This is a genomic window from Psychroserpens luteus, from assembly GCF_015319355.1.
GTDB lineage: Bacteria > Bacteroidota > Bacteroidia > Flavobacteriales > Flavobacteriaceae > Psychroserpens > Psychroserpens luteus.
Genome location: NZ_JADILU010000005.1, coordinates 278354 through 301847 on the forward strand (window position 1 = coordinate 278354; position 23494 = coordinate 301847).

Sequence of the window (23494 nt, forward strand, 5' to 3'; positions counted from 1 at the left end):
AAATCATAACATTTCCGAAGCACTACTAAAAATTCTCATTAAACAAATTAAGTCGTTTCAACCAACCTGTTTTTCGTTCTAGGAAGAAAATATCTAAGAATAAAAAGAAAACTCCAAAACCTAAAAACCATTGAAATTGGTCTTTATAATCTGCGAATTCTTTGGCTTCAAATTCGGTTTTATCCATCTTGTTGAGAATGTCTTTGATTTCTTTGATAACGTCTGCTGTATTGTTACCATTGATATAAGCACCATTAGCTTCTTCTGCGATATCTTTTAAAGTTTCCTCGTTAAGCTTCGTAATAACCGTTTCGCCTTGATTGTCTTTTTTGTAATTGAGTAAAACTCCGTTACGTTTAATTGGGATGCGACCACCTTTAACGTCACCAACACCTATTGTATAAATTCTAATCCCTTCTTCACTCGCTTCTTCTGCAATAGTACTCGCCACATCACTGTGATCTTCTCCATCTGAGATAATAATTAACACACGATTGGTTTGCTCCTCGTCATCAAAATAAGTCTTTGCTAATTTAATAGCTTCGTTAATAGCTGTACCTTGAGAGGACAACATATCTGTGTTCATGTTATTCAAAAACATTTTTGCAGAGGCATAATCTGTGGTGATTGGTAATTGCGGAAATGCTTTCCCTGCATAAGCAATAATCCCAACGCGATCACTTCCTAAATTATTGATGATTTGCGTCACCAATTGTTTTGATTTTTCTAATCGGTTTGGAGCTACGTCTTCTGCCAACATACTTTTAGAAACATCTACTGCAAATACAATATCTACACCTTGACGTTTTACGGTTTCTAGCTTTGTTCCAATTTTAGGATTGACCAACGCAATAGCGAAACAGGCAATAGCCAAACTCAATACGACAATCTTTAAAATGGATTTAAACAACGATTGATTAGGACTCAAACGTTTCAATAGTTTAGGATTAGCAAAACGTTTTTGCGTTTTATATTTCCAAAACTGAAGTATAGCAAATAGCAAGATGATTACTGGGATTACCAGTAAAATCCAAAACCAAACTTTTTCTTCTAATTGAAAATCAAACATTTTTTCTATTCTCTAAATTTTAACTATACAAAACTTCTAAACACAGTAAACCTCAACAATACTTCTACAAGTAATAGACCTAAAGCAATTAAAATCAACGGACGATATTTTTCATCATACGTCGTGTATTTAATCTCTTCGATTTCTGTCTTTTCGAGTTTATTTATTTCGTTATAAATTTCTTTTAATTTCTTGTTATCTGTGGCTCTAAAATAAGTTCCGCCTGTGACATCTGCTATCTCGTTAAGTAACTCTTCGTCGATTTCTACTTTTACTCTTCGGTATTGAAAACTTCCGTTAGGTAAAATAGAATAGGGTGATAATGCCATCCCATTGGTTCCTAAACCTATCGTGTACACTTTGATGCCATATTCTACAGCGAGCTCACTAGCAATTTTAGGATCTATAAATCCGGAATTATTAACACCATCTGTTAGTAGAATAATAATTTTACTCTTTGCTTTACTGTCTTTTAAACGGTTTACAGATGTTGCTAAACCCATCCCAATTGCAGTTCCACCTTCAATAACTGTATTGTATTTAATATCTCTAAGAGAACGCAGCACGATACTTTTATCACTCGTAATTGGTGTTTTTGTATAACTTTCTCCTGCGTATTCTACTAAGCCAATTCTATCGTTTGGTCTGCCCTTAATAAATTCTGAAGCTACATTTTTTAAAGCCTCCAAACGGTTTGGTAATAAATCTTTTGCCAACATACTTGCAGATACATCTATTGCCATGACAATGTCAATACCTTTGGTTGTTTTTGTTTTTGTGGTCTCGTCTGATGTTCGTGGTCTGGCTAATGCAATAATTAAAAATGACAATGCCAATAATCGCAACACAAACAATATTGGACGCAATTTTGGAAGCAGAGAGTTGCCAACCTTGAAACCTTTAATGCTCGACATTTTAAGCTCTGCTGTTTGTTGTTTTCTTTTAAAAAAATACCATACGATTGCTAATGGCAGTAATAAAAACAACCAGAAAAACTCTTTATTTAAAAACTCTATCCCTTCAAACATTACTCTTCTTCTAGTTTTTTAAGTTCAACGGAATCTATAATTCTATCAATCGTTTGGTTGGTATATTCATTTTGATTATTCCAAACTAAAACGATTTGTTGTAAGACGTTTTCTGAAGTAAATGCTAAAATCACATATTCTCCTTCTCTAAATTCGCCTTCTTCACCTGTAGGAAATTGTGCTGTACCGTAAGCTTTTAAACCTTCTGCAGCATTAGGTGTTATAAATTGTTCTCTTTTTACAATGAGATTTTTAGCACCATTATTTTCGTACATTTTAAGATTACCTTCAATTGCAAGATTTAAGTCTATTTTATTAGGCTCACCTTCTGCATTTTTTCCAAGATCTTTATATTTTGAAGTACTCACCAAAATATTCATATCTGTATTCAAATCTCCATAAGAAAACATAGTCATTTTCACTTGTTGTGTAGAGTCTATATCTTTCTTTTCAAGACGCTCTAAAACCACAGGAGTTGAAATCATAATTGGTGGCACACCATAATCACTACGTACCCAATCACCTTCTAATAATTCTTTACTCTCCTCTCCAATGATGGTATCAACAACGTATTTAAATCCGTATTTAACACCAAAACCTACAAACGTTGCAATCAATATCAAAAGACCTGCAGCTATGGTAAGCCAAATCTTTTTACGCTTTTGTTTGTGCTCTTGTTCGTCTCTGTATTGCTCATCAAGAAGTTTCTCTTCTTCCGTTGGTTCTGGTAAAGCTTCTTTGACTTGATCAATTTCTATATCAATCGTATTTCTGTCTAATTTTGCCAATTCGACGTCTGGTGCTGATTTTGCAAATTTTACCAAATCGGCACGTTTCAGAATCGTCTCAATATTTTTTATATCATTATTGCTCAACTCAATTTGATTAGCATCACGAAGCATGTTTAAGCGACCAACCAATTCATCGGTTGTGCTTTCTAAAGCACGATCATACACTTTTTCATCAAGGTATTTTCTAATGATAAAAGTCAACTCAGAGTAATAATCTTTTAATTCTTCTTTCTGAAGGTAATCGCTCTCATCTAATTTCTTTAAAGCCATTTTAGCTCTGTCATAAGGAGGAAGCAATGCAATTTCCTCTTCTTCTGTCAAAGGTTTTTTTCGCCAAATAAACCAGTATAAAACAAAACCAATTAAAGCTAAAGCCAATAAACCGATAAGCACATATAACCACCATTTGCTTGATGATTTTTCAACAGCAATCATTGGTTTAATATCAAAAAGCTTTTGTTTTGTGGTATCTACAGCAATGGTTTGCACCTCAACACGCAACGAATCTGTATAAAATATTTTATCACCTACAAATATTTTTTGCTTCGGAATTGTGTATGCTCCAGAATCAAACTGCGTTAATGCATATTCTTTTATAAGCTGAAATTTGCTGTTATTTTTTGTTGTATCAATCTTATAAGACTCAATCATCTCAAAAGGCATAAACGTTTGACCTTCTGGAAACACAACCAAATCTGTACTATCTACTTCTACTTTTACTTTAAAAGTAATTTGCTCTCCAATTCTAATTTTTGTAGTATCTATTGAAGATGTGACTTGAGCAAAAGACAGAAAAGAACATAGAAAAAAGAGCGCAGATAAAATGACCGAAAACGAAAGACCGAAGCCTTTGGACTTTCTCATTTTATGACGCATTACACTTGTTTTAACTTTCATATATAAACTCACGTTGTACTTCTAACTTTAGTTATCTCATTTTAAAATAACCCAATAATTTTTTTACATAACTCTCGTCCACACGACAATCTATCGTACCAGAACCAGATTTTGTAAAGGTCTCTTTAAAAAACCCTACTTTTTCATTGTAATACTTACTATAATTTGTTCTCACTTGTTTTGATGCAGTATTCACTAATACCATTTCCCCAGTTTCTTCGTCCTGCATTTGCACCATTCCCAAATTAGGAATCTCTTCTTCACGCTTGTCATAAACTCTAATTCCAGTAATATCGTGACGACCTGCTGAAATTTTTAAATTTTGCTTATAATCATCATCTGTAATAAAATCACTTAATAGAAAAACAATCGTTTTCTTTTTCATCACATTGGATAAAAATTTAAGTGCTACGGAAATATTTGTGAGTTTACTCTTTGGCTTAAATTCAATCAATTCTCTAATAATACGTAATACATGAGATCGACCTTTTTTAGGCGGAATATATAATTCTATCGCATCTGAAAATAAGATGAGACCAATTTTATCATTATTCTGCGTTGCAGAGAATGCTAGTGTTGCAGCAATTTCTGTAACGATTTCATTTTTAAACTGCTCGTCAGTACCAAAAAGTTCAGAACCCGAAATATCAACCATGAGCATCATCGTCAATTCTCGTTCTTCTTCAAAAACTTTAATATAAGGTTCGTTGTAGCGTGCAGTGACATTCCAATCAATATTACGAACATCATCACCAAATTGGTACTGGCGAACTTCAGAAAAAGTCATACCACGACCTTTGAAAGTCGAGTGATATTCGCCTCCAAATATATGATCAGACAACCGTCGTGTCTTAATCTCAATTTTTCGTACTTTTTTTAGTAATTCCTTAGTATCCATTGTTCTGTTCTGTCATTCCGCACATAATGCGGAATCTATCAAATTAAATTCGTTCTAAAAGTTAAAGAGATTCCGCATCAAGTACGGAATGACAATGCTATGGCACTTCAATTTCGTTTACAATCTTATTAATGATATCTTCAGACGTTACGTTTTCTGCTTCTGCTTCGTAAGTAATCCCAATTCTGTGTCTTAACACATCATGAACTACAGCACGAACATCTTCAGGTATTACATAACCACGACGCTTAATAAATGCGTAACATTTTGCAGCAGTAGCCAGGTTAATACTTCCACGAGGTGATGCTCCAAAAGAAATTAATGGTTTTAAATCTGGTAAGCCATATTGTTCTGGATAACGAGTCGCGAAAATAATATCGAGAATATATTTTTCAATTTTCTCATCCATATAAACTTCTCTCGCAACTTCTTGAGCTCTTAAAATTTGAGCAATAGAAACTACAGGATTCACTTTTTCCCATGAACCTTTAAGATTTGCTCTCATGATGAGTTGCTCTTCATCTTTCTTAGGATAGTCAATAACCGTTTTTAACATAAAACGGTCAATTTGTGCTTCTGGTAATGGATATGTTCCTTCTTGTTCTACTGGATTTTGAGTTGCCATTACTAAAAATGGTTTGTCTAAAATATAAGTTTCATCACCAATAGTCACTTGTTTTTCTTGCATGGCTTCCAATAAAGCAGATTGTACTTTAGCTGGAGCTCTGTTAATCTCATCTGCAAGTACAAAGTTTGCAAAGATTGGTCCTTTCTTAATTGAAAAGTCATTAATCTTCATATTGTAGATTAGTGTACCAACAACATCTGCAGGTAATAAATCTGGTGTAAATTGAATTCTACTAAAACTACCATCAACAGCTTGAGCCAGTGTATTAATTGCTAATGTTTTTGCTAATCCTGGAACACCTTCAAGTAAAATATGTCCTCTACCAAGAAGCCCAATAAGCAATCGTTCTACCATGTGTCTTTGACCAACGATGACTTTATTCATTTCCATCATCAATAAATCAACAAAAGCACTTTCTTTTTCTATTTTCTCATTGATGCTTTTAATGTCAATTGTACCAGTTTCTTCCATTATTTATATGTTTTAAATACTGTGATTAACTCCTTTTAATTTAGTAGTGCAAATTGTTAAATTTTTTGCTGAATTGCTGTTAACATTTGGTTAAAAGTTAAAGGCAACACGATGTGTGTTGCCTTTAACTTTTTATTTCAAGATATTTTCTCTGTAAAATTGTATTCTAGTAAAGATTAAAAAGTCTCATTTCAGTAGACATTTTTGGGTTTAGATTTGCAGTACCTTCCGAAGACATTTCAATAGATCTATCTGTATCAAAAACCAACACGAAATCATATACCTTATTGGATATCAATTGTTTTCCTACAATATTTACTGAAGCATTATCATACTCTGAAGCAATATCTAAAACATATTCCAGTCCATTTTCTACAACTGTATTTTGATCTCCAAATACTAATTTAATATTGTAGATAAACTCTGAAGGAATTTCTTCAAAATCAACTAACGTTACCACTTGATTATCTATAATTCTTGTTAAATCATGAATTCCTGTGTTCACCGTATTTAAACTCACCCAAGCATTTGGGTCTGATTCGTCTTCTAAAACACGAAGCTGAACATCAATGACCTCTAAATTAGCTCTATTAAATGAACTTGGAGTTCCTTGAAGTTTTACTGTTATCAAACTACTGTTTTCAAATGTTATAGTTTCTAACTCATTAGAACAACTAGTCACTAAAAATAAGGCTAATAAGCCTGTAACTAATATTTTAAAATTGCGAGAAGTTTTCATAGTAAGGGACGATTAATTAATATGTAACAATGATATCCAATTCTTCAATATTTGACTATTTTTATACATGAATAGCAGAAAAACCATTATAAACTGAAAAAAAAGTGAAATATTCTCGATTAATAGCAGGTACAATGACATGGGGAGTTTGGGGTAAAAAACTTCGAAAAAACCAAATCATTGACCTTATGCAACATTGCATTGAACAAAATCTGACCACATTTGACCATGCAGATATTTATGGTGATTATACTACAGAAACTGATTTTGGTGACGCTTTCGCAGAAAGTGGCATCAAAAGAGACCACATCCAAGTCATTAGTAAATGTGGTATTCAATTGATAAGTAAAAACAGAAGCAATAGTGTAAAACATTATAATTATGACACCAACTATATCATCAAGTCTGCAGAAGAATCCTTAAAAAAGCTAAAAACAGACTATTTAGATTTACTTCTCCTGCATAGACCTAGTCCATTAATGCAACCAGATGAGATTACAGAAGCAATTTCTAACTTAAAAAAAAGAGGACTGATAAGAGATTTTGGTGTGTCTAACTTTACACCTTCTCAGGTAGAATTGATCTCAAAATCTATAGATATATCTGTTAACCAAATTGAATTTTCTCTCACACAACACAAAGCAATGCACAATGGGTCATTAGACCATATGATAACCAAAAACATCACACCCATGGCTTGGTCGCCTTTGGGTAACGTATTTAGAGAAGATACTGAACAAACCAGACGAATTCACAAGCAATTAGGAGAGTTATTGGATAAATATAATGTTACAGAAGACCAATTGCTTTTAGCTTGGACTTTAAAACATCCATCACATATTCATCCAGTGGTTGGGACTACAACAAAAAAACGCATTACTGATGCTGCAAAAGCTGTACATATTGAACTAGAATTAGAAGATTGGTTTAAAATATTAGAGGCTTGTCAAGGTCATGAAGTAGCTTAAACGGTTTGCACTACTTATGCAAAATGAATAAAACAAGACTAAACTAAAAAGATTCCTGTCTTTTCAGGAATGATAGAATTATGAAAAAAACAGCACTAATAACAGGAGCAACAAGCGGAATTGGTAGAGCAACAGCACACGAATTTGCTAACCATGGCATTAATTTGATTCTCTGCGGAAGGCGTCAAGAACGGTTAGATACTATAAAAGATGCATTAAGCAAACAAACCCATGTGCATACACTCAACTTTGATATAAGAGATCGAAAAGCAACATTTGAAGCTATAGAATCACTTCCTGAAGCATTTCAAAATATTGACATTTTAATCAATAATGCAGGAAATGCTCATGGATTAGACCCAATCCAAACAGGAAATTTAGACGATTGGGATGCTATGATGGATATCAATGTAAAGGGATTATTGTATGTGAGTAAAGCGATTATCCCACAAATGACAGCACGAAAAAGTGGTCATATTATCAACATTGGTTCTTCTGCAGGAAAAGAAGTGTATCCAAAAGGAAATGTGTACTGCGGAAGTAAACATGCAGTTTTAGCGATTACTGAAGGCATGCGGATTGATTTAAATCCCTTCGGAATAAAAGTAACAGCAATAAATCCTGGTCTTGTAGAAACCGAATTTTCGAAAGTCCGTTTTAAAGGCGATCCAATTGCAGACAATGTTTACAAAGGTTATAAAGCTTTGCAACCTGAGGACATTGCAGAAATGATACAGTTTGCCATTTCACGACCTGCTCATGTTAATATTGCAGATGTACTTATGTTTTGTACTGCACAAGCGACTTCTACGATTGTAAATAAAGAGTCATGATACATTGGCTGAAACAAGAATGGATGACTCTTGCTTCAAAATACACTGGAGATCAACAGCTCATTTCTACATATTGGAACGATATAGAAATGTACTATACCTCAAAAGGAAGGTATTATCATAATCTAACTCACATTTATAATATGCTAAAACAAGCAGAAACTATTGTAAATGACATTGATGATTATGATGCATTTAGATTTTCAATATGGTATCATGATATTATTTATAATTCTACCAAAAAGAATAACGAAGTAAAAAGCGCTGAATTTGCTCGAAATCGATTAAAATCATTCAATTTTGATAAAAAACGCATAGAAATTGTCGACAATTTGATAAAATCAACCGAAAAACACACTGTTATTTTAAATAAAAATCATGATAATGCATACTTATTAGATATAGATCTATCCATTTTAGGAACCAATTGGGAGGCATATCAAACCTACATTAAGAATATTAGAAAAGAATATGCCATTTATCCTGATTTTATGTACAAAAAAGGACGTAAAAAAGCGATGCAACATTTCTTAGAACGAGAGTCTATTTATTTTACGCAACTATATCAAAACAAATTTGAAACTCAAGCACGACAAAACATTGAAAGAGAAATTAGCACTTTATAAAATGAAACAATTTACAAACTCTATACTTTGCCTATTTCTATTAATTATCTCATGCACATCATCTGCTCAAAAAATTGAGGACAATCGCTTTGTGTCTCATATTGTTGATTTGCAAAAACAGACTCTAAAACTTTATTATCAAAATGAGGACAGTATTAACTTCGGAAATTTTAAAACTTTAAAACAAGAGCTATTAAACAAAGATCAAGAACTTGTATTTGCTATGAATGGAGGTATGTATTTAAAAGACGGTTCTCCTCAAGGTTTATTTATAGAAAACGGAATTACAACAAAGCAAATCGACACCACGAAAGAAGCTTATGGGAATTTTTATTTACAACCCAACGGAATTTTCTACCTAACTAAAGATAATAAAGGTTTTGTTTCAAAAACAACAGACTTTAAATTTAATTCTAATATCACATTTGCAACACAATCTGGACCAATGCTCGTAATTGATGGTGAGATTCATCCGGTTTTTGTAAAAGGTTCTAAAAATTTACATATAAGAAATGGCGTTGGCATTTTACCAAATGGTACGCTTTTATTTGCGATGTCTAAAGACCTTATTACGTTATACGACTTTGCAGAGTTCTTTAAAAGTCTAGGTTGCCAAAATGCTTTGTATCTTGATGGGTTTGTATCTAGAACTTACCTTCCGAAGAAAAAATGGAAACAATTAGATGGAAATTTTGGAGTTATCATTGGAGAAACTAAAAATTTGAATTAAATATACTCTAACTTCAGCGGGAAATATTATGATCAATAAACGACTGCTTATCAAAAACTTACTCGCTCATAATGATGAGAACAGTTTTTATGATAAAAAACGAAAAGTCGATATTACTCATAAAGAAGGTAAAGCTAAATTTTTGAAACACGTTTGTGCTCTTTCAAATAGTAATCCTAAAAACAACTCTTTTATCGTTATTGGTGTAGAGGATAAAGATAATAAAATTATGGGTGTCAACTTTTTTGACGACAGTAAAATCCAAAACCTCATCAACGCCTATCTTACTAATCCTCCAATTGTGCAGTATGAGAATATTCCGTTTCCGCATTTGCCAGATGATAAAGTCGTTGGACTAGTAACTATTAGACCTAACGGTAAGATTACTTCTCTCAGAAAAAATATATGGAAATATTATGGTGGATCTGTGTTTTTAAGAGATGGAAGCATGAGCATGCCAAAAATTTTTGATATTGAAATTGAAGATGTAAATTCTAAAATCGTTGCAGCAATAGAATCTCATTCTCAAAACAACATTGAATACACGCTTGATGGTGTATTTGATTTTATGAATATGCGTAAAGATTACAATCCGCAATACAAGGTCTTTAAAGAGTACTTTGTATTGTGCTGGTCTGGTCAAAAGAAAGTTGTAAAAGATGATGCCTATTTCTCAAGAGTAGATATAGAATTAATTAATGAGCAAGTACGTTTATTCTTTTCAACTTTTGATGAAGTTTCAATATCGTACAATGAAAACACGTTTAAAATTATTGAGTACGTCAACCTAGGACTTCAAAACCAAACTAAATATTATAGACTAGAAGAGATCATTATTCATTTTGAGGATAATGCACATTATAATATTGAAACCAATTTATTATTTGAGCCTCCTCAGTTCGATAAAAAAATATTACACCATATTTATAATGCAAACAATGCTTTATTAGAAAAATTAAAAAAAGGTTTAAGTCTCAATAAAAACGAATTGCTAGATTTAAAAAATCTACCTGCAACATACCTTATATGTTACCTCAACTTATTTCACGATGCTATTGAAAAACTAAACGAAGCAAAACCATATCTAAAAAATCATAGTCCACTCGTTTACAAGTCTTACCAAGAAGCAACTCGAATTTTAAGAAAAATCAAGTACAGTTAATCGGAGTATTTTGCATAAATTACCGTTCATGCCTCTTTTTTTGCTATTTGTAGTAATTATTCTACAAACACTTTAATTTTCACGTAATTAGCATTGCTATTAATCAATTACACATAACCTTATTTCTAATCGACTTGTCGAAAACGAAATAAGGTTTTTGTCTTTTAAGATAATAGTAACAATCTTCGAACCAGTACATTTATTAACAAAAATTTCATGTTTATTTATAAAACAAGATTCTCGTAACACTCTATACGAGTGAAATTTACCATTCATACAGTTTTTTTGACCACTTATAGTTTTTTTTGAATAGTAGTCTATATTTTTACGATTTTAGCACTGCTATTAATCAATTACAAACTACCTTATTTCTTTCACCACGTTGTGAATGGAGTAAGGTTTTTTTTTGAACGCATTTTAGATAAAATTTAATTTTGAAAATGATTTGTTTAAAATACGCTCATCTTCTACCGCTAACCAATTTGATAACACAGCAGCGTAGATTGACCTAAAGTCTACGTCATACTTTAAATCACCATTATCATCTAGGTTTGAGAGACTAGCCAAATCATTATAAAACCCTTGCTTTTTTAATTGATTGCCTATAATAAATACATTACTCGCTGAGCCATGGTCTGTACCATTAGCTGCATTTTGCTTTACACGTCTACCAAACTCAGAAAATGTCACAATTAATGTATCATTAAAAGTACCTTGAGTTTTTAAATCATTAACAAAAGCTTCTACGCCTTCTGCATACATTTTTAGTAAACGACCTTGACTATTGATTTGCCCTGCATGAGTATCAAATCCTCCAAGTGATGAATAAAAAATTCTTGTTTCTAAACCAGAATTAATCAATTTTGCAGTTGTTTTTAATTGATTTGAAAACTCGTTATTAGGATAGTCTTGCTGACTTTTTGCTGTTTTATGTTTCTCATAAATATATTTAGCAGACGACTCTGCAGCTATCATTGTTTTATATAAATACCCCAAATTATGCTCACTCAAATGTTCATCTTGGTAATGTTTGAGCACATTTTTGAAGTATGGATCTTGAGATGTTTTAAATAAAATTTCAGGGTTTTTTGTAGCAATTCCGTTGAGTTTTTTTCCCTTTAGAGCTAATGATAAACTATCATCTGTCTCAATAGCGTTGTAAGGCTCATTTCCGTAATGATCCAAATAACGTCCAATCCAACCTTCTTGTAAATATTCATTAGAGTCACTTGCAGTTTGCCAAATATCTGTCGCTCTAAAATGAGAACGATTTGGATTTGGATAACCTACATTATTGATGACGGTTAAATGTCCATCGTCATATAATTTTTTAAGCGGAAGTAAATTAGAATGAAACCCTAAATCACCTGTCGCTTTTAGCACATCATTTTTAGAAATTGCAATCTTAGGCCTGCTACGATAATACTCATCATTATTGAAAGGCACAATGGTATTTAGTCCATCATTTCCTCCAGAAAGCTGAATCATCACCAAGCGTTTATATCCTAAACTTTTTGGCGATATGTTTTCAAATGCCTTAACAAAACTGGGAACAAAAATTAAACTGCTCGCCAATGTAGATTGTTTTAAAAAATGTCTTCTGTCCATATTATACGATTAACACATTTGATATTCTGGTAATGACATCAACTGGATGCAGTACTCTCGTTTTGACGATTGACTAAGTGTATCTAAATAGGTTTGCGTCCCATCACTTAATTGCGCAATGATAAGTTGCTCTCTTAAATTTTTAATTGAAGCATTTTGAAACTGTTTTTCAAAAGCTTTCCAATTGGCAGATACATCAAGTATTTTCTTGCGCTTTCCTTTAGCATAAAATTCTTCATAAGTATCTTCAAATTCTCCTTTTGGTTTTACCGAAATTTGAGCATTTCCCAATAATATAGATGGTAATTTCAATCTTAGCATAATTGTATTGCTGTCAATCCAGTTTTTTCCACCTTTCCATCCTGCAACATTTGGTGGGTTTAATAAAATTTGTCCAAGTAACTTCTGAACTTTAAAAACATCTTTTTGTTTTTTAAAAGTCATTGGTACAATTTTGTTCATACCGACTAGCAATTCTATTGGAGATTTTATTTTGTTTCCTATGTTTTCTTCGGAATAAAACCAATCTGAATTAAAGATATATCGCATCAAATTTTCGATATCATAATCTTTATAAAAAAGAACTGTTAATTCTTCTACATCGTCTTTATTAATTGTCTCATTTACGAAATACTTGTAGATTTTTCCGCAGATAAAACGTGCACATTGTTTTTGTTCTAGTATGATATTTATGATGTCTTCTCCATTGAAATTTCCCGTTTTTCCGAAGAAAACCTTCTCATCATTATCATGTTGAAAAACTCGCATTTTAAAATTTCCGTTGAGATCATTATTATAACCTGTAAAGGCACGAGCACTTTCTTTTATATCTGTTTCGGTATAATTACCAACTCCCAACATAAATAATTCCATGAGTTCTCGTGCAAAATTCTCATTAGGTCGCAATTTTTTATTTTGCTTATTATTAAGGTATTTTATCATAGCAGCTTCCTTAGAAATAGCTTTTATAAAATCACCAAAATCGCCCAAGGCATTTGCTCTAAGTGTATTATTATACTGTTGTACAAACAGAATATTATCGTCTTTACATACAAAATGATTCGCCCAAAATAAAGTCATTTTCTCACGAAGCATCTCTTGAGAAGACTCCAAACGTTCAATCCATTTGATGTTAAATGTTTTTATTTTATTTCTACTCTTTTTACGAAGTTCTTGAATAACCTCTTCATCTAAATCCTTTCTATTAATGTTTTTAAATTCGGAAACATCAACTTCTAAGGGTTTCATCGCTTTTGAAGTATCAAACAACGCTTCTACAACTTGGGTTACATTTATATCTGCAAAACGCTCCAAATCACTTTGGGTTGCACCAAAACCTGCTCTGGCGTATAGATGAAGAATATGTTTCGTGTTCATGTATTATATGACTGTAAGAAATGCAAATGGTTTAATAGGCTATCTATTTAACGTTTAAACGTTATATTTATTTAAAATCAACTAGTTCTTTTAACCAAAAAAACCACATCAATTGATGTGGCTATCATTTTATGATTAAAAATCTATTATGAATAAGACTTCACATGCTGAAGATTATTGAATCGTTATTGTTTAACAATTTTTATAATTTCTTCACCTTGACTCGAATGTAAAGAGACAAAATAAATACCTGAATCGTAATTAGTAAAATCAATCTTAAAGTCTGTTAATTCATTAATTAAAATAGTGTTCAACTTTTCTCCAAGGGTTGAACTTATTATAACTTTTTCAATAGAATGATTCGATGAAATTATTAATTGATCACTAACAGGATTAGGATAATATTGAACCGATATTTTAGTATCAAATTCTTCTAATCCAAGATTATCAATAGTAAATGTTTGTTCTGTTGAAAAAACCGAACCTTCATATTGATTATCAATAGACTGCACAGCCCAATAATAAGTTCCGTTAGGAAGGTCTTTTAAAGTAGCTTGGTTTTTGTACTGATAATTGCCTATGCCAACAACTTTTCTGTATCCTGTGTTCAAATCAGACATTGGGCTAACAACATTAGTTATTCCTGGAGCTGTTCCTACATAAATATTAAACGTTAGCTGTTTTTGTGGTGATTCTCCATCTGTAGAAGAACTCCAATTCAAAACTACAATAGAATCTGTAACACTAGATGAAAGATTTGCAGGAGGATTAGGAGCTGTATTTTGAATACTTGATTGATTCATATATGTACTTGACATATCACTCCTTAGAACAAATAAATCTATGTCTTTATCGTTGTCAAAATCTCCAATTTCAATATCATCAAATGAGTTCCCTACAACACCTAGATTCATGTTTTCTGTAAATGTCAAACTACCACTGTTTTCAAATATAGACGCTGAAAAATTAAGCTCTGTATAAGGTGAAATCCTTCCAATAATCAAAAAATCTAACTCTCCATTTCCAGTGTAATCTGCTGAAACAAAATTAGAATTATCTCCTACAGAGGTAAAAACTGTAGAGGTGTTTTCTGAAAATGAGAAACCACCATTATTAAAATACATTCTAGAACTATTACTACTTCCAACATTTCCATTTTTTATGATGTCTATTAATCCATTTCCATCACAATCTCTCAGCTCCATATCACCATTAAAAAAGTTCTCTAAACTTAATTCTAAACTAAAACTAAAATTGCCATTATTTTTATAGATATCTAAGCCACTAGAGCCTAGACCAGCTGCTACAATATCATTATCTCCATCATTATCTAAATCTCCTATTAAAATCTTTCCTTGATTTGTAGATGAAAAAGTATGACTCAAAGAGGTGAAACTGTTATTACCATCATTTCTGTATAGATAGGCAGAAGACGCTCCTGTTAAAAGCAAATCCAAATCACCATCCATATCTAAATCTCCCCAATCAAATTGATTATTTATAATATTACCACCAAAGACAAACGGAACTTCAGTAAAGATATTTGCAATATTTTGATACAATCGAGATTTATAGTCTCCAGATTGGACGAGTCCTGAAATAAAAATATCTAAGTCATTATCGTTGTCATAGTCAATAAATTGTACTTCTCCATTTCTATAACTATCCTGAAGTGCTATTGGACTCAATGTGAAGTTACCCAAACCATCATTATTATAAATCAAAGTATAATGCATTCCTGAGTTTCTACCCATTATAATAATATCTAAATCACCATCATTATCATAGTCACCAACATCTGAATTTGAAACCGTCAACGTTTGAAAAACCATTTCATTTAAAGGTAAAAAACTTTGAGAATGTAGTATTGTAAAAACAAAAAATGAAGTGAAAAAGACTATTTTTTTATGCATAAGTAGGTGTTTAATATATTAAAAATAGAAAAGCCACTTGAATATCAAGTGGCTTTTAAGATTATTTTAATTTATTTTTCTACAAGTCAAACTTAATCCCTTGTGCTAAAGGTAACTCATCAGAATAGTTAACTGTATTTGTTTGTCTTCTCATGTATACTTTCCAAGCATCAGATCCAGACTCTCGTCCACCACCAGTTTCTTTTTCTCCTCCAAAAGCACCACCAATCTCTGCACCAGAAGTACCAATGTTTACATTTGCGATACCACAATCTGAACCAGCATAAGATAAAAATTTCTCTGCCTCTTTCAATTCGTTTGTCATAATAGCAGAAGATAACCCTTGTACAACACCATTTTGTTTTGCAATAGCATTTTCTACTTCTCCAGAATATTTCATTAAATATAAAATTGGAGCAAATGTTTCATGCTGTACGATCTCAAAATGATTTTCTGCTTCAATAATTGCTGGTTTTACGTAGCAACCACTTTCGTAACCTTTACCTTCTAAAACACCACCATCAACTAATACATTTCCACCTTCAGCTTTTGCTTTTTCAATAGCTGCTAAATATGTGTTTACTGAATCTTTATCAATTAATGGTCCAATATGATTCTTCTCATCTAAAGGATTACCAATAGTTAATTGACCGTAAGCACCAACTATAGCATCTCTTACTTTATCATAAACAGATTCGTGAATGATTAGTCTTCTTGTTGAAGTACAACGTTGTCCACAAGTTCCAACAGCACCAAAAACAGCACCAGGAACCACTACTTTTAAATCTGCAGTAGGCGTGATAATTATTGCGTTGTTTCCTCCTAATTCTAACAAAGATTTCCCAAAACGCTCTGCAACAGTTACGCCAACTATTCTTCCCATTCTTGTAGAACCAGTTGCAGAAACTAGAGGAATTCTAGAATCTGTTGTCATCATTTCACCTACTTTGTAATCTCCATTAATAATAGAAGAGATTCCTTCTGGTAAGTTATTTTCTTTTAAAATTCCTGCAATAATATTTTGACAAGCTATTGAGCATAAAGGTGCTTTTTCTGAAGCTTTCCAAACACAAACATCACCACATATCCAAGCTAAAGCTGTATTCCAAGCCCAAACTGCTACTGGAAAATTAAATGCTGATATAATCCCAACAACTCCAATTGGATGCCATTGTTCTCTCATGACATGACCTGGTCTTTCTGATGGTATTGTTTGTCCGTTCAACTGTCTAGATAAACCAACTGCAAAATCACAGATGTCAATCATCTCTTGAACTTCACCGTAACCTTCTTGCAAAGATTTACCCATTTCATAAGACACCAATTTCCCTAAAGGCTCTTTTAAATCTCTTAGTTTGTTTCCAAACTGACGTACAATTTCTCCACGTTGTGGTGCTGGCATATCTCTCCAAGACAAAAATGCTTTTGTTGCAGCATCCATTACCTTATCGTAATCTGCTCTTGTAGTCGTTTTTACTTTTCCTATTAATTGACCATCAACAGGAGAATAAGATTCTATAATTTCTCCGTTAGAAAAATTGTTTGAACCTGTAGATGTTCCGTCATTTATATCCTTTACACCTAATTGTTGTAAAGCGTCTTTTATTCCGAAATCGGTAGCAATTGCTTCCATATATGATTAAATTTTATGATTTATTAAATTATCATGCAAAGTTACTAATAATTTATCATTTTTTGCGGTTGCAACCTTACGAATACTGTAACTTTAAAGCACTTAAAAATGCTACATCAGAATTAAGATATCTTCCTTTTTATTGCCTTTCTACTTATATTTTTACTGTTGTGTTGCTATTAAAAATCTTAAATGGTTAGACCAATACTTTCGAACTAGATTTTTCCGAAGAAAAAACGAATTCTATAAAAATAGCAACACATTCTATTTTATAAGCAACGAATCGTCTTTTCAGCTCATAATCCACCATTAAAATCTTAATTTTGAATAGTCGAAATCATTGACGATTAAACACTTTTCACCATGAAACTAAAGCAACTTTCCATCATCATTTTCTGTTTAACTATCCTATTTTCTTGTAAAAAGAAAGATACTATTACACAAGAAACAGATAACCTGTTCAAATATAGAGACTATATAAGTTATACGTCTTCTGGTTTTCAATCGGTTGCAGATCCTATTAAAATTAACCTTGCAACAGATGTTGAGACATGGGAACAAGGTCAAGAATTAGAAGGAGATCTTGTAAGCCTTTCTCCTCATGCTGATGGAAAATTAACCGTCTTAAATAAGCATACTTTAATTTTCACGCCTGACGAAAACCTTGAGCCAGCAACTGAGTATACTGCGAAAGTAAAATTAGACCAGATTTACAAAAACATGCCTAAGGACTATGAGGATTATGTGTTTCAGTTTAAAACGATTACTCCAAATTTTAGTATCAATACTAATGCGTTACAATCGTATAGCAAAAAGTGGCAATATCTCGAAGCTGTTATAAAATCTGCTGATGTGGTTTCTCTAAAAGATGCAAAAGCACTTATTGAAGCTTCTCAAAATGGAAAGAAACTAAAACTAGAATTCAATGAAATTGACGAAATTTCAAGGCAATTCGATTTTAGAATTGACAGTATTAATCGTTTGGTTGAAGATTCTGAAATTCTAATAAAATGGAATGGTAAAGTTATAAAATCAGATAATGTTGGTGAAAACAAAATCCAGATACCAGGTATAAATAACTTTAAAATTGTCAATGTTGAACCTTATAAAACACCAGAACAGTTTTTATATATTAACTTTTCTGATCCTATAAAAAACAATCAAAATTTTGATGGTTTAGTGACTATTCAAGGTGTAAAGAAACCAAAATTCGTAGTTATTGGTAACGTTTTAAAAGTGTATCCAGATACTAAGTTGGTTGGAAATATTCAGGTTGATGTATTTCAAGGGATAAAAAATGAAGACGGTTATAAGTTGAAGCAGCCATTTTCTGAAGCAATCTCATTTGAAGAAATAAAACCTATGGTTCGTCTTATTAGTAATGGGACAATTCTACCAAATTCTAATGATCTCAAGTTCAATTTTGAAGCTGTTAATTTAAGTGCTGTTGATGTTAGAGTGATAAAAATATTTGAAGATAACGTCTTACAGTTTTTACAAGACAATCCTTTAAATAGCAATAATAAAAATGAAATCAAACGTGTTGGTCGTCGTATTGCAAAACAAACGATTCAACTACAATCTGCAGCAGAAAACTCTGGAAAATGGAAAGCCTACAGCATAGATTTATCTAAATTTTTCAAGGCAGATGCTGGAGCAATCTATCGTATAGAAATTGACTACAATAAGAATTATTCTCTGTATGACTGCGAAGAAAATCCAAATGGATCGCTAAATGAAGATGACGAATACGATAATTATTACTACGAAGAAGATTACTATTATGATGGTGATTATACTGAAACCTCCACAGAAGATGAAGATCTAAAAGAGGAAGAATATTGGGATAATCGCACCTACAGATACCGAAGTTACAGTTACAATTGGAGACAACGTGACAACCCATGTGACGATGCTTATTATGATGACAACAAAATAGTAGCCCAAAATTTACTGGCATCAAATTTAGGCGTCATCGCTAAACAAGGTGCAGATAACACATACTATTTTGCAGTAACAGACATTTTAAGTACAAATCCAGAGGCGAATGCTAATGTCAAATTATTCAACTTTCAACAACAAGAAATTGGTTCAGTTTTCACCAATAGTGAAGGTCTAACAACTTATGAAGCTAATAAATATGCATCGTTTGCTATTGTAACCAAAGGGAATAATACAAGTTATATGAGACTTACCGACGGAAATTCTCTGTCTCTAAGTAAGTTTGATGTCTCCGGAAATAAATTACAACGCGGATTAAAAGGCTACATCTACGGAGAACGAGGAGTTTGGCGTCCAGGAGATTCTTTATTTTTAACTTTTATGCTGAATGACAAAGCTAACGAGCTTCCAAAAGGACATCCAGTAAAAATGGAAGTTACAGATCCTAACGGAAAATTGGTTTATAAAAACGTCACTACAGATAACGTCAATAACTTTTACAAGTTTGTTGTACCAACTTCCGCAGAAGGAAAAACAGGAAACTACAATGCAAAAGTATCTGTTGGAGGCGCACAATTTTATAAAGCGCTTAAAGTAGAAACTGTAAAACCTAATCGATTAAAAATAAAAATTGATTTTGATAATGAGATTCTTTCTAGCGAAGAACCTCTTGACGGAACACTTGATGTCAAATGGCTACATGGAGCTCCTGCAAAGAGTATTAAGGCAGAAGTTAAAGCAAAATTCAGTGCATCATACACCAACTTTAAAAACTATAAAGGCTACGTATTTAATGATCCTACGCGTCAATTTAATACTGAAGAACTCAATGTGTTTGAAGGCAATCTTGATACAGAAGGAAAAGCAACAATCAATACAAAACTAGATATTGGTAAAAATGCACCAGGAATGCTAAACGCACAATTTTTAGTGAGAGCTTTTGAAAATGGAGGTGATTTTTCGCTCGATGCGTTTACAAAACAGTATTCCCCTTTTGAGTCTTATGTTGGTTTAAAATCTCCAAAAGGCAATTATTATGGCTCTTATTTTACAGATACTAATCAAACCTTTGACTTAGCAGTTGTAGATAAAGATGGAAAACCTGTAAAACGAGATAACCTTGAAATTAAAGTGTACAAAGTAGAATGGCGTTGGTGGTGGAACTCCTCTTACGACAATTTATCAAATTACGTGTCTAGTAGTTACCACAGACCAGTTTTAGATCAAAAAGCGTCTACAGGAGCAAATGGTAAAACAACATTTACACTCAAAATTCCTGAAAATGATAGAGGACGTTATTTAATTAGAATTTATGATCCTGTAAGTGGTCATGCAACTGGACGTACAGCTTATTTCTACAAAAACTGGTCTGGTATGTCAACAGGTGATGACAAAGAAGCTGCTAAAATGTTGGTGTTTGCTAGTGACAAGGATAAGTATATGGTTGGAGAAACTGCTAAAATTAAATTCCCATCAGGTAGTGAAGGTCGTGCTTTGGTAAGTATAGAAAATGGATCTGATGTGATAGATTACAAATGGGTAAAAACCAAAAAAGGAGAAACAACGGTTGAGATACCTGTGACTTCAGAAATGGCGCCAAACGTATTTGTCAATATCTCTTTATTGCAACCTCATGCGATTACAAGTAATGATTTACCAATCCGTTTGTATGGTGTAATTCCAATTTTGGTTGAAGATCCAAAAACGATTCTAGAGCCAGAATTACGCATGGCAAGCGTCTTACGTCCAGAACAAGAATTTGAAGTTTTTGTTTCAGAAAAAAACAACAAAGCAATGACCTATACTATTGCGATGGTTGAAGAAGGCTTATTAGATTTAACACGATTTAAAACACCAAATGCATGGTCTGAGTTCTATTCTCGTGAAGCGCTTGGTGTAAAAACTTGGGATATTTTTGATGATGTTATTGGAGCATATTCTGGTAGTATTGATCAAGTATTTGCCATTGGTGGTGATGGAAGTGCTGCAAAAGGAAAGAATAAAAAAGCAAATCGTTTTAAGCCTGTAGTCACTTATTTAGGCCCTTTTGAATTAAAAGCAGGTCAAAATAAAGCACATAAAATCAAACTCCCAAATTATATTGGAGCAGTACGAACTATGGTTGTTGCAGGAAATAACGAAACCGAAGCTTACGGTAGCACAGACAAATCTGTAGAGGTTAAAAAGCCTTTAATGGTGTTGGCAACGCTGCCTAGGAAATTAAGTCCGGGAGAAAAAGTAACCCTTCCTGTAACCGTATTTGCTATGGAACCTAATGTGAAAAATGTGAGTTTGAGCTTGAAGTTGAGTGATGGAATTTCGGTTGTTGGCAATGCTACGCAGAAATTGACATTCGCTAAACCAGATGAGCAAATGGTATTTTTTGAATTGGATGTTTCAAAAGCAAAAGGCATTAATACTGTTGAAGTTATCGCGACTGGAAATGGTGAAAAATCGACTTACAAAGTAGAACTTGATGTGACGAATCCTAACCCAATAACATCAAAATACGAAAATGGGAAATTGGAGGCTAATGCTTCGGAAACATTAGAGTTTTCAACCTTTGGCGTTCCAGGAACTAATAAGGCTATTGTAGAGTTTTCAACGCTTCCGCCAATGGATTTCTCTAAGCGATTGCAGTATTTGATTCGCTATCCTCATGGTTGTTTAGAACAAACGACGTCTGGCGTATTTCCGCAGTTATATTTAAGTGACATCTTCGATTTAAAATATGAAAAGAAGCAGGAAATTCAATCCAACATAGAAAACGGAATCAAACGTTTAGGTAATTTCCAAAGACCAAATGGTGGCATGAGTTACTGGATTGGCGAAAATACTGCCAATGATTGGGGATCAAGTTACGCAGGACACTTCATGATAGAAGCTGAAAAGAAAGGGTTTGTGTTACCATTGACATTCAAAAGCAACTGGTTGCGCTACCAAAAACAAGCAGCAAGAGATTGGAGACCTAGTTATAGAAATTATAATTCAGATTTAGCTCAGGCCTATAGATTGTACACGTTAGCATTAGCTGGAAGTGCAGATTTAGCATCGATGAATAGACTTAGAGAGTTTAGCGAAATTTCAAATGAAGCAAAATGGCGTTTAGCTGCTGCTTATGCATTAGCTGGACAAAAAGAAGCGAGTGAAAAATTATCAACCAGAGCCAATATAAATTTCAAACCTCAAAAGTATAACTACTATACTTATGGATCTGTTGATCGAAATAGAGCCATGGCTTTGGAGACGATGATCATCACTAAAAACCCAAAAGCTCGTGAGTTGGCAGAGCAAATTGCCAAAGATTTATCAAGTAATCAATGGATGAGTACACAAACAACAGCATACAGTTTATTGGCTATGGCAAAATTAGTTGAAGCTAATGGTGGAAAAGACATGAATTTGAGTTACACCTTTAATGGTAAAACCGAAACGATAAGCACAAAGAGTACCATTGCACAAAGAGAACTTGCAGTTAAAGATGGCTCAAATGCTTTAAAACTAGAAAACAATATTGGTAATTTAGTATATGTAAGGGTTTTAAATTCTGGTCAACTACCATTGGGTGAAGAGTTGGTTGAGCAACGTGGATTGAATGTCTCAGTTATTTATCAAGATCTAAATGGGAACCGTTTGGATGTTAAAAAACTACAGCAAGGTCAAGACATCGTAGCAAGAATTACTGTGAGTAATACATCTGATAGTCGATTGTATGATGTAGCATTAACACAGATTTTCCCTTCAGGTTGGGAGATTGTGAACACGCGTTTTACAGATTTTGGAGATACCACAACTAGTCAAGCTCGTTATACAGATATTCGTGATGATCGTGTGAATTTCTATTTCGATATAGGTAATAAAAACAGTAGAAATAATGGTGGAGAAAAAGTATTTACTGTCATGCTCAATGCAGCTTACCTAGGAACCTATTATCTACCAGGAACACAAGCAGAAGCGATGTATGATAATGATTTCTTTGTGAGAAATAAAGGACGTTGGATTGAGGTTGTGAAATAACTAATTCCTGCGAAATCGAAGATTCACGAATTCAAAAAAAACATGAAATTATGAGTAAAGCAGGAATCTCATAATCGAAGAAATGAGAAAATTGGAAGAATAAGAAACCACCTCGTCTTTGGTTTCTTTTCTGAAACCAAATCCTCTCCTCCTTAAAAAAGGAGG

At 32.9% G+C, this 23494-nt stretch carries 16 protein-coding genes; 6 read left to right on the forward strand and 10 right to left on the reverse strand.

Going from position 1 to position 23494, the window contains the following annotated elements; genetic code table 11:
* Positions 1-25 precede the first annotated feature (25 nt).
* From IM744_RS13310 to IM744_RS13335, 6 genes are all read right to left on the reverse strand, one after another.
* Positions 26-1069 (reverse strand): vWA domain-containing protein, encoded by a 1044-nt coding sequence (locus tag IM744_RS13310; RefSeq protein ID WP_194508637.1) that lies wholly within the window; start codon positions 1067-1069, stop codon positions 26-28.
* Positions 1070-1092: 23 nt separating this feature from the next.
* Entirely contained in the window at positions 1093-2097 is a 1005-nt protein-coding gene (locus tag IM744_RS13315) for a vWA domain-containing protein (protein ID WP_194508638.1), read from the reverse strand.
* The gene (locus IM744_RS13320) at positions 2097-3764 is read right to left on the reverse strand and encodes a BatD family protein (protein ID WP_194508639.1); all 1668 of its coding nucleotides are present in this window, start codon (positions 3762-3764) and stop codon (positions 2097-2099) included. The genes IM744_RS13315 and IM744_RS13320 overlap by 1 nt, the downstream gene beginning before the upstream one ends.
* A 52-nt stretch (positions 3765-3816) precedes the next feature.
* The gene (locus IM744_RS13325; protein ID WP_194508640.1) at positions 3817-4683 is read right to left on the reverse strand and encodes a DUF58 domain-containing protein; all 867 of its coding nucleotides are present in this window, start codon (positions 4681-4683) and stop codon (positions 3817-3819) included.
* Positions 4684-4780: 97 nt separating this feature from the next.
* Positions 4781-5782, reverse strand: a complete 1002-nt coding sequence (locus IM744_RS13330) for an AAA family ATPase (protein ID WP_194508641.1) — start codon at positions 5780-5782, stop codon at positions 4781-4783.
* 166 nt (positions 5783-5948) lie between these two features.
* Positions 5949-6521: a DUF4382 domain-containing protein gene (locus IM744_RS13335; protein WP_194508642.1), complete on the reverse strand. Its 573-nt coding sequence runs from the start codon at positions 6519-6521 to the stop codon at positions 5949-5951.
* Between the two features lie 104 nt (positions 6522-6625).
* Here IM744_RS13335 and IM744_RS13340 point away from each other — a divergent pair, with 104 nt between their 5' ends.
* The 5 genes from IM744_RS13340 (at position 6626) to IM744_RS13360 (ending at position 10840) form a co-directional block, all read left to right on the forward strand.
* On the forward strand, positions 6626-7489 hold the full coding sequence (locus IM744_RS13340; protein ID WP_317175394.1) for an aldo/keto reductase: 864 nt from the start codon (positions 6626-6628) through the stop codon (positions 7487-7489).
* An 80-nt stretch (positions 7490-7569) separates the two neighbouring features.
* Positions 7570-8322, forward strand: a complete 753-nt coding sequence (locus IM744_RS13345) for an SDR family NAD(P)-dependent oxidoreductase (protein WP_194508643.1) — start codon at positions 7570-7572, stop codon at positions 8320-8322.
* Entirely contained in the window at positions 8319-8948 is a 630-nt protein-coding gene (locus IM744_RS13350) for an HD domain-containing protein (protein ID WP_241738330.1), read from the forward strand. The genes IM744_RS13345 and IM744_RS13350 overlap by 4 nt, the downstream gene beginning before the upstream one ends.
* Position 8949: 1 nt before the next feature.
* The gene (locus tag IM744_RS13355) at positions 8950-9678 is read left to right on the forward strand and encodes a phosphodiester glycosidase family protein (RefSeq protein ID WP_194508644.1); all 729 of its coding nucleotides are present in this window, start codon (positions 8950-8952) and stop codon (positions 9676-9678) included.
* 28 nt (positions 9679-9706) lie between these two features.
* On the forward strand, positions 9707-10840 hold the full coding sequence (locus IM744_RS13360; RefSeq protein WP_194508645.1) for an ATP-binding protein: 1134 nt from the start codon (positions 9707-9709) through the stop codon (positions 10838-10840).
* A 417-nt stretch (positions 10841-11257) separates the two neighbouring features.
* Here the strand turns inward: IM744_RS13360 and IM744_RS13365 are convergent, their stop codons facing one another.
* The 4 genes from IM744_RS13365 to amaB form a co-directional block, all read right to left on the reverse strand.
* Positions 11258-12448 (reverse strand): DUF1501 domain-containing protein, encoded by a 1191-nt coding sequence (locus IM744_RS13365; RefSeq protein ID WP_194508646.1) that lies wholly within the window; start codon positions 12446-12448, stop codon positions 11258-11260.
* 9 nt (positions 12449-12457) lie between these two features.
* Positions 12458-13825: a DUF1800 domain-containing protein gene (locus IM744_RS13370; RefSeq protein WP_194508647.1), complete on the reverse strand. Its 1368-nt coding sequence runs from the start codon at positions 13823-13825 to the stop codon at positions 12458-12460.
* Positions 13826-14010: 185 nt separating this feature from the next.
* Positions 14011-15738, reverse strand: a complete 1728-nt coding sequence (locus IM744_RS13375; RefSeq protein WP_194508648.1) for a T9SS type A sorting domain-containing protein — start codon at positions 15736-15738, stop codon at positions 14011-14013.
* 79 nt (positions 15739-15817) lie between these two features.
* The gene (amaB, locus tag IM744_RS13380; RefSeq protein ID WP_194508649.1) at positions 15818-17371 is read right to left on the reverse strand and encodes an L-piperidine-6-carboxylate dehydrogenase; all 1554 of its coding nucleotides are present in this window, start codon (positions 17369-17371) and stop codon (positions 15818-15820) included.
* A 363-nt stretch (positions 17372-17734) separates the two neighbouring features.
* Between amaB and IM744_RS13385 the strand changes: the two genes are divergently transcribed.
* A complete protein-coding gene (locus IM744_RS13385; RefSeq protein ID WP_194508650.1) occupies positions 17735-23329 on the forward strand; it encodes an alpha-2-macroglobulin family protein in 5595 nt (1864 codons plus the stop codon).
* The last annotated feature ends 165 nt before the right edge of the window (positions 23330-23494 follow it).

Coding starts and splice junctions, on each gene's coding strand:
- IM744_RS13310 (WP_194508637.1), bottom strand. CDS start 1,069: ATGTTTGATTTTCAATTAGAAGAAAAAGTTTGGTTTTGGATTTTACTG.
- IM744_RS13315 (WP_194508638.1), bottom strand. CDS start 2,097: ATGTTTGAAGGGATAGAGTTTTTAAATAAAGAGTTTTTCTGGTTGTTT.
- IM744_RS13320 (WP_194508639.1), bottom strand. CDS start 3,764: ATGCGTCATAAAATGAGAAAGTCCAAAGGCTTCGGTCTTTCGTTTTCG.
- IM744_RS13325 (WP_194508640.1), bottom strand. CDS start 4,683: ATGGATACTAAGGAATTACTAAAAAAAGTACGAAAAATTGAGATTAAG.
- IM744_RS13330 (WP_194508641.1), bottom strand. CDS start 5,782: ATGGAAGAAACTGGTACAATTGACATTAAAAGCATCAATGAGAAAATA.
- IM744_RS13335 (WP_194508642.1), bottom strand. CDS start 6,521: ATGAAAACTTCTCGCAATTTTAAAATATTAGTTACAGGCTTATTAGCC.
- IM744_RS13345 (WP_194508643.1), top strand. CDS start 7,570: ATGAAAAAAACAGCACTAATAACAGGAGCAACAAGCGGAATTGGTAGA.
- IM744_RS13350 (WP_241738330.1), top strand. CDS start 8,319: ATGATACATTGGCTGAAACAAGAATGGATGACTCTTGCTTCAAAATAC.
- IM744_RS13355 (WP_194508644.1), top strand. CDS start 8,950: ATGAAACAATTTACAAACTCTATACTTTGCCTATTTCTATTAATTATC.
- IM744_RS13360 (WP_194508645.1), top strand. CDS start 9,707: ATGATCAATAAACGACTGCTTATCAAAAACTTACTCGCTCATAATGAT.
- IM744_RS13365 (WP_194508646.1), bottom strand. CDS start 12,448: ATGGACAGAAGACATTTTTTAAAACAATCTACATTGGCGAGCAGTTTA.
- IM744_RS13370 (WP_194508647.1), bottom strand. CDS start 13,825: ATGAACACGAAACATATTCTTCATCTATACGCCAGAGCAGGTTTTGGT.
- IM744_RS13375 (WP_194508648.1), bottom strand. CDS start 15,738: ATGCATAAAAAAATAGTCTTTTTCACTTCATTTTTTGTTTTTACAATA.
- amaB (WP_194508649.1), bottom strand. CDS start 17,371: ATGGAAGCAATTGCTACCGATTTCGGAATAAAAGACGCTTTACAACAA.
- IM744_RS13385 (WP_194508650.1), top strand. CDS start 17,735: ATGAAACTAAAGCAACTTTCCATCATCATTTTCTGTTTAACTATCCTA.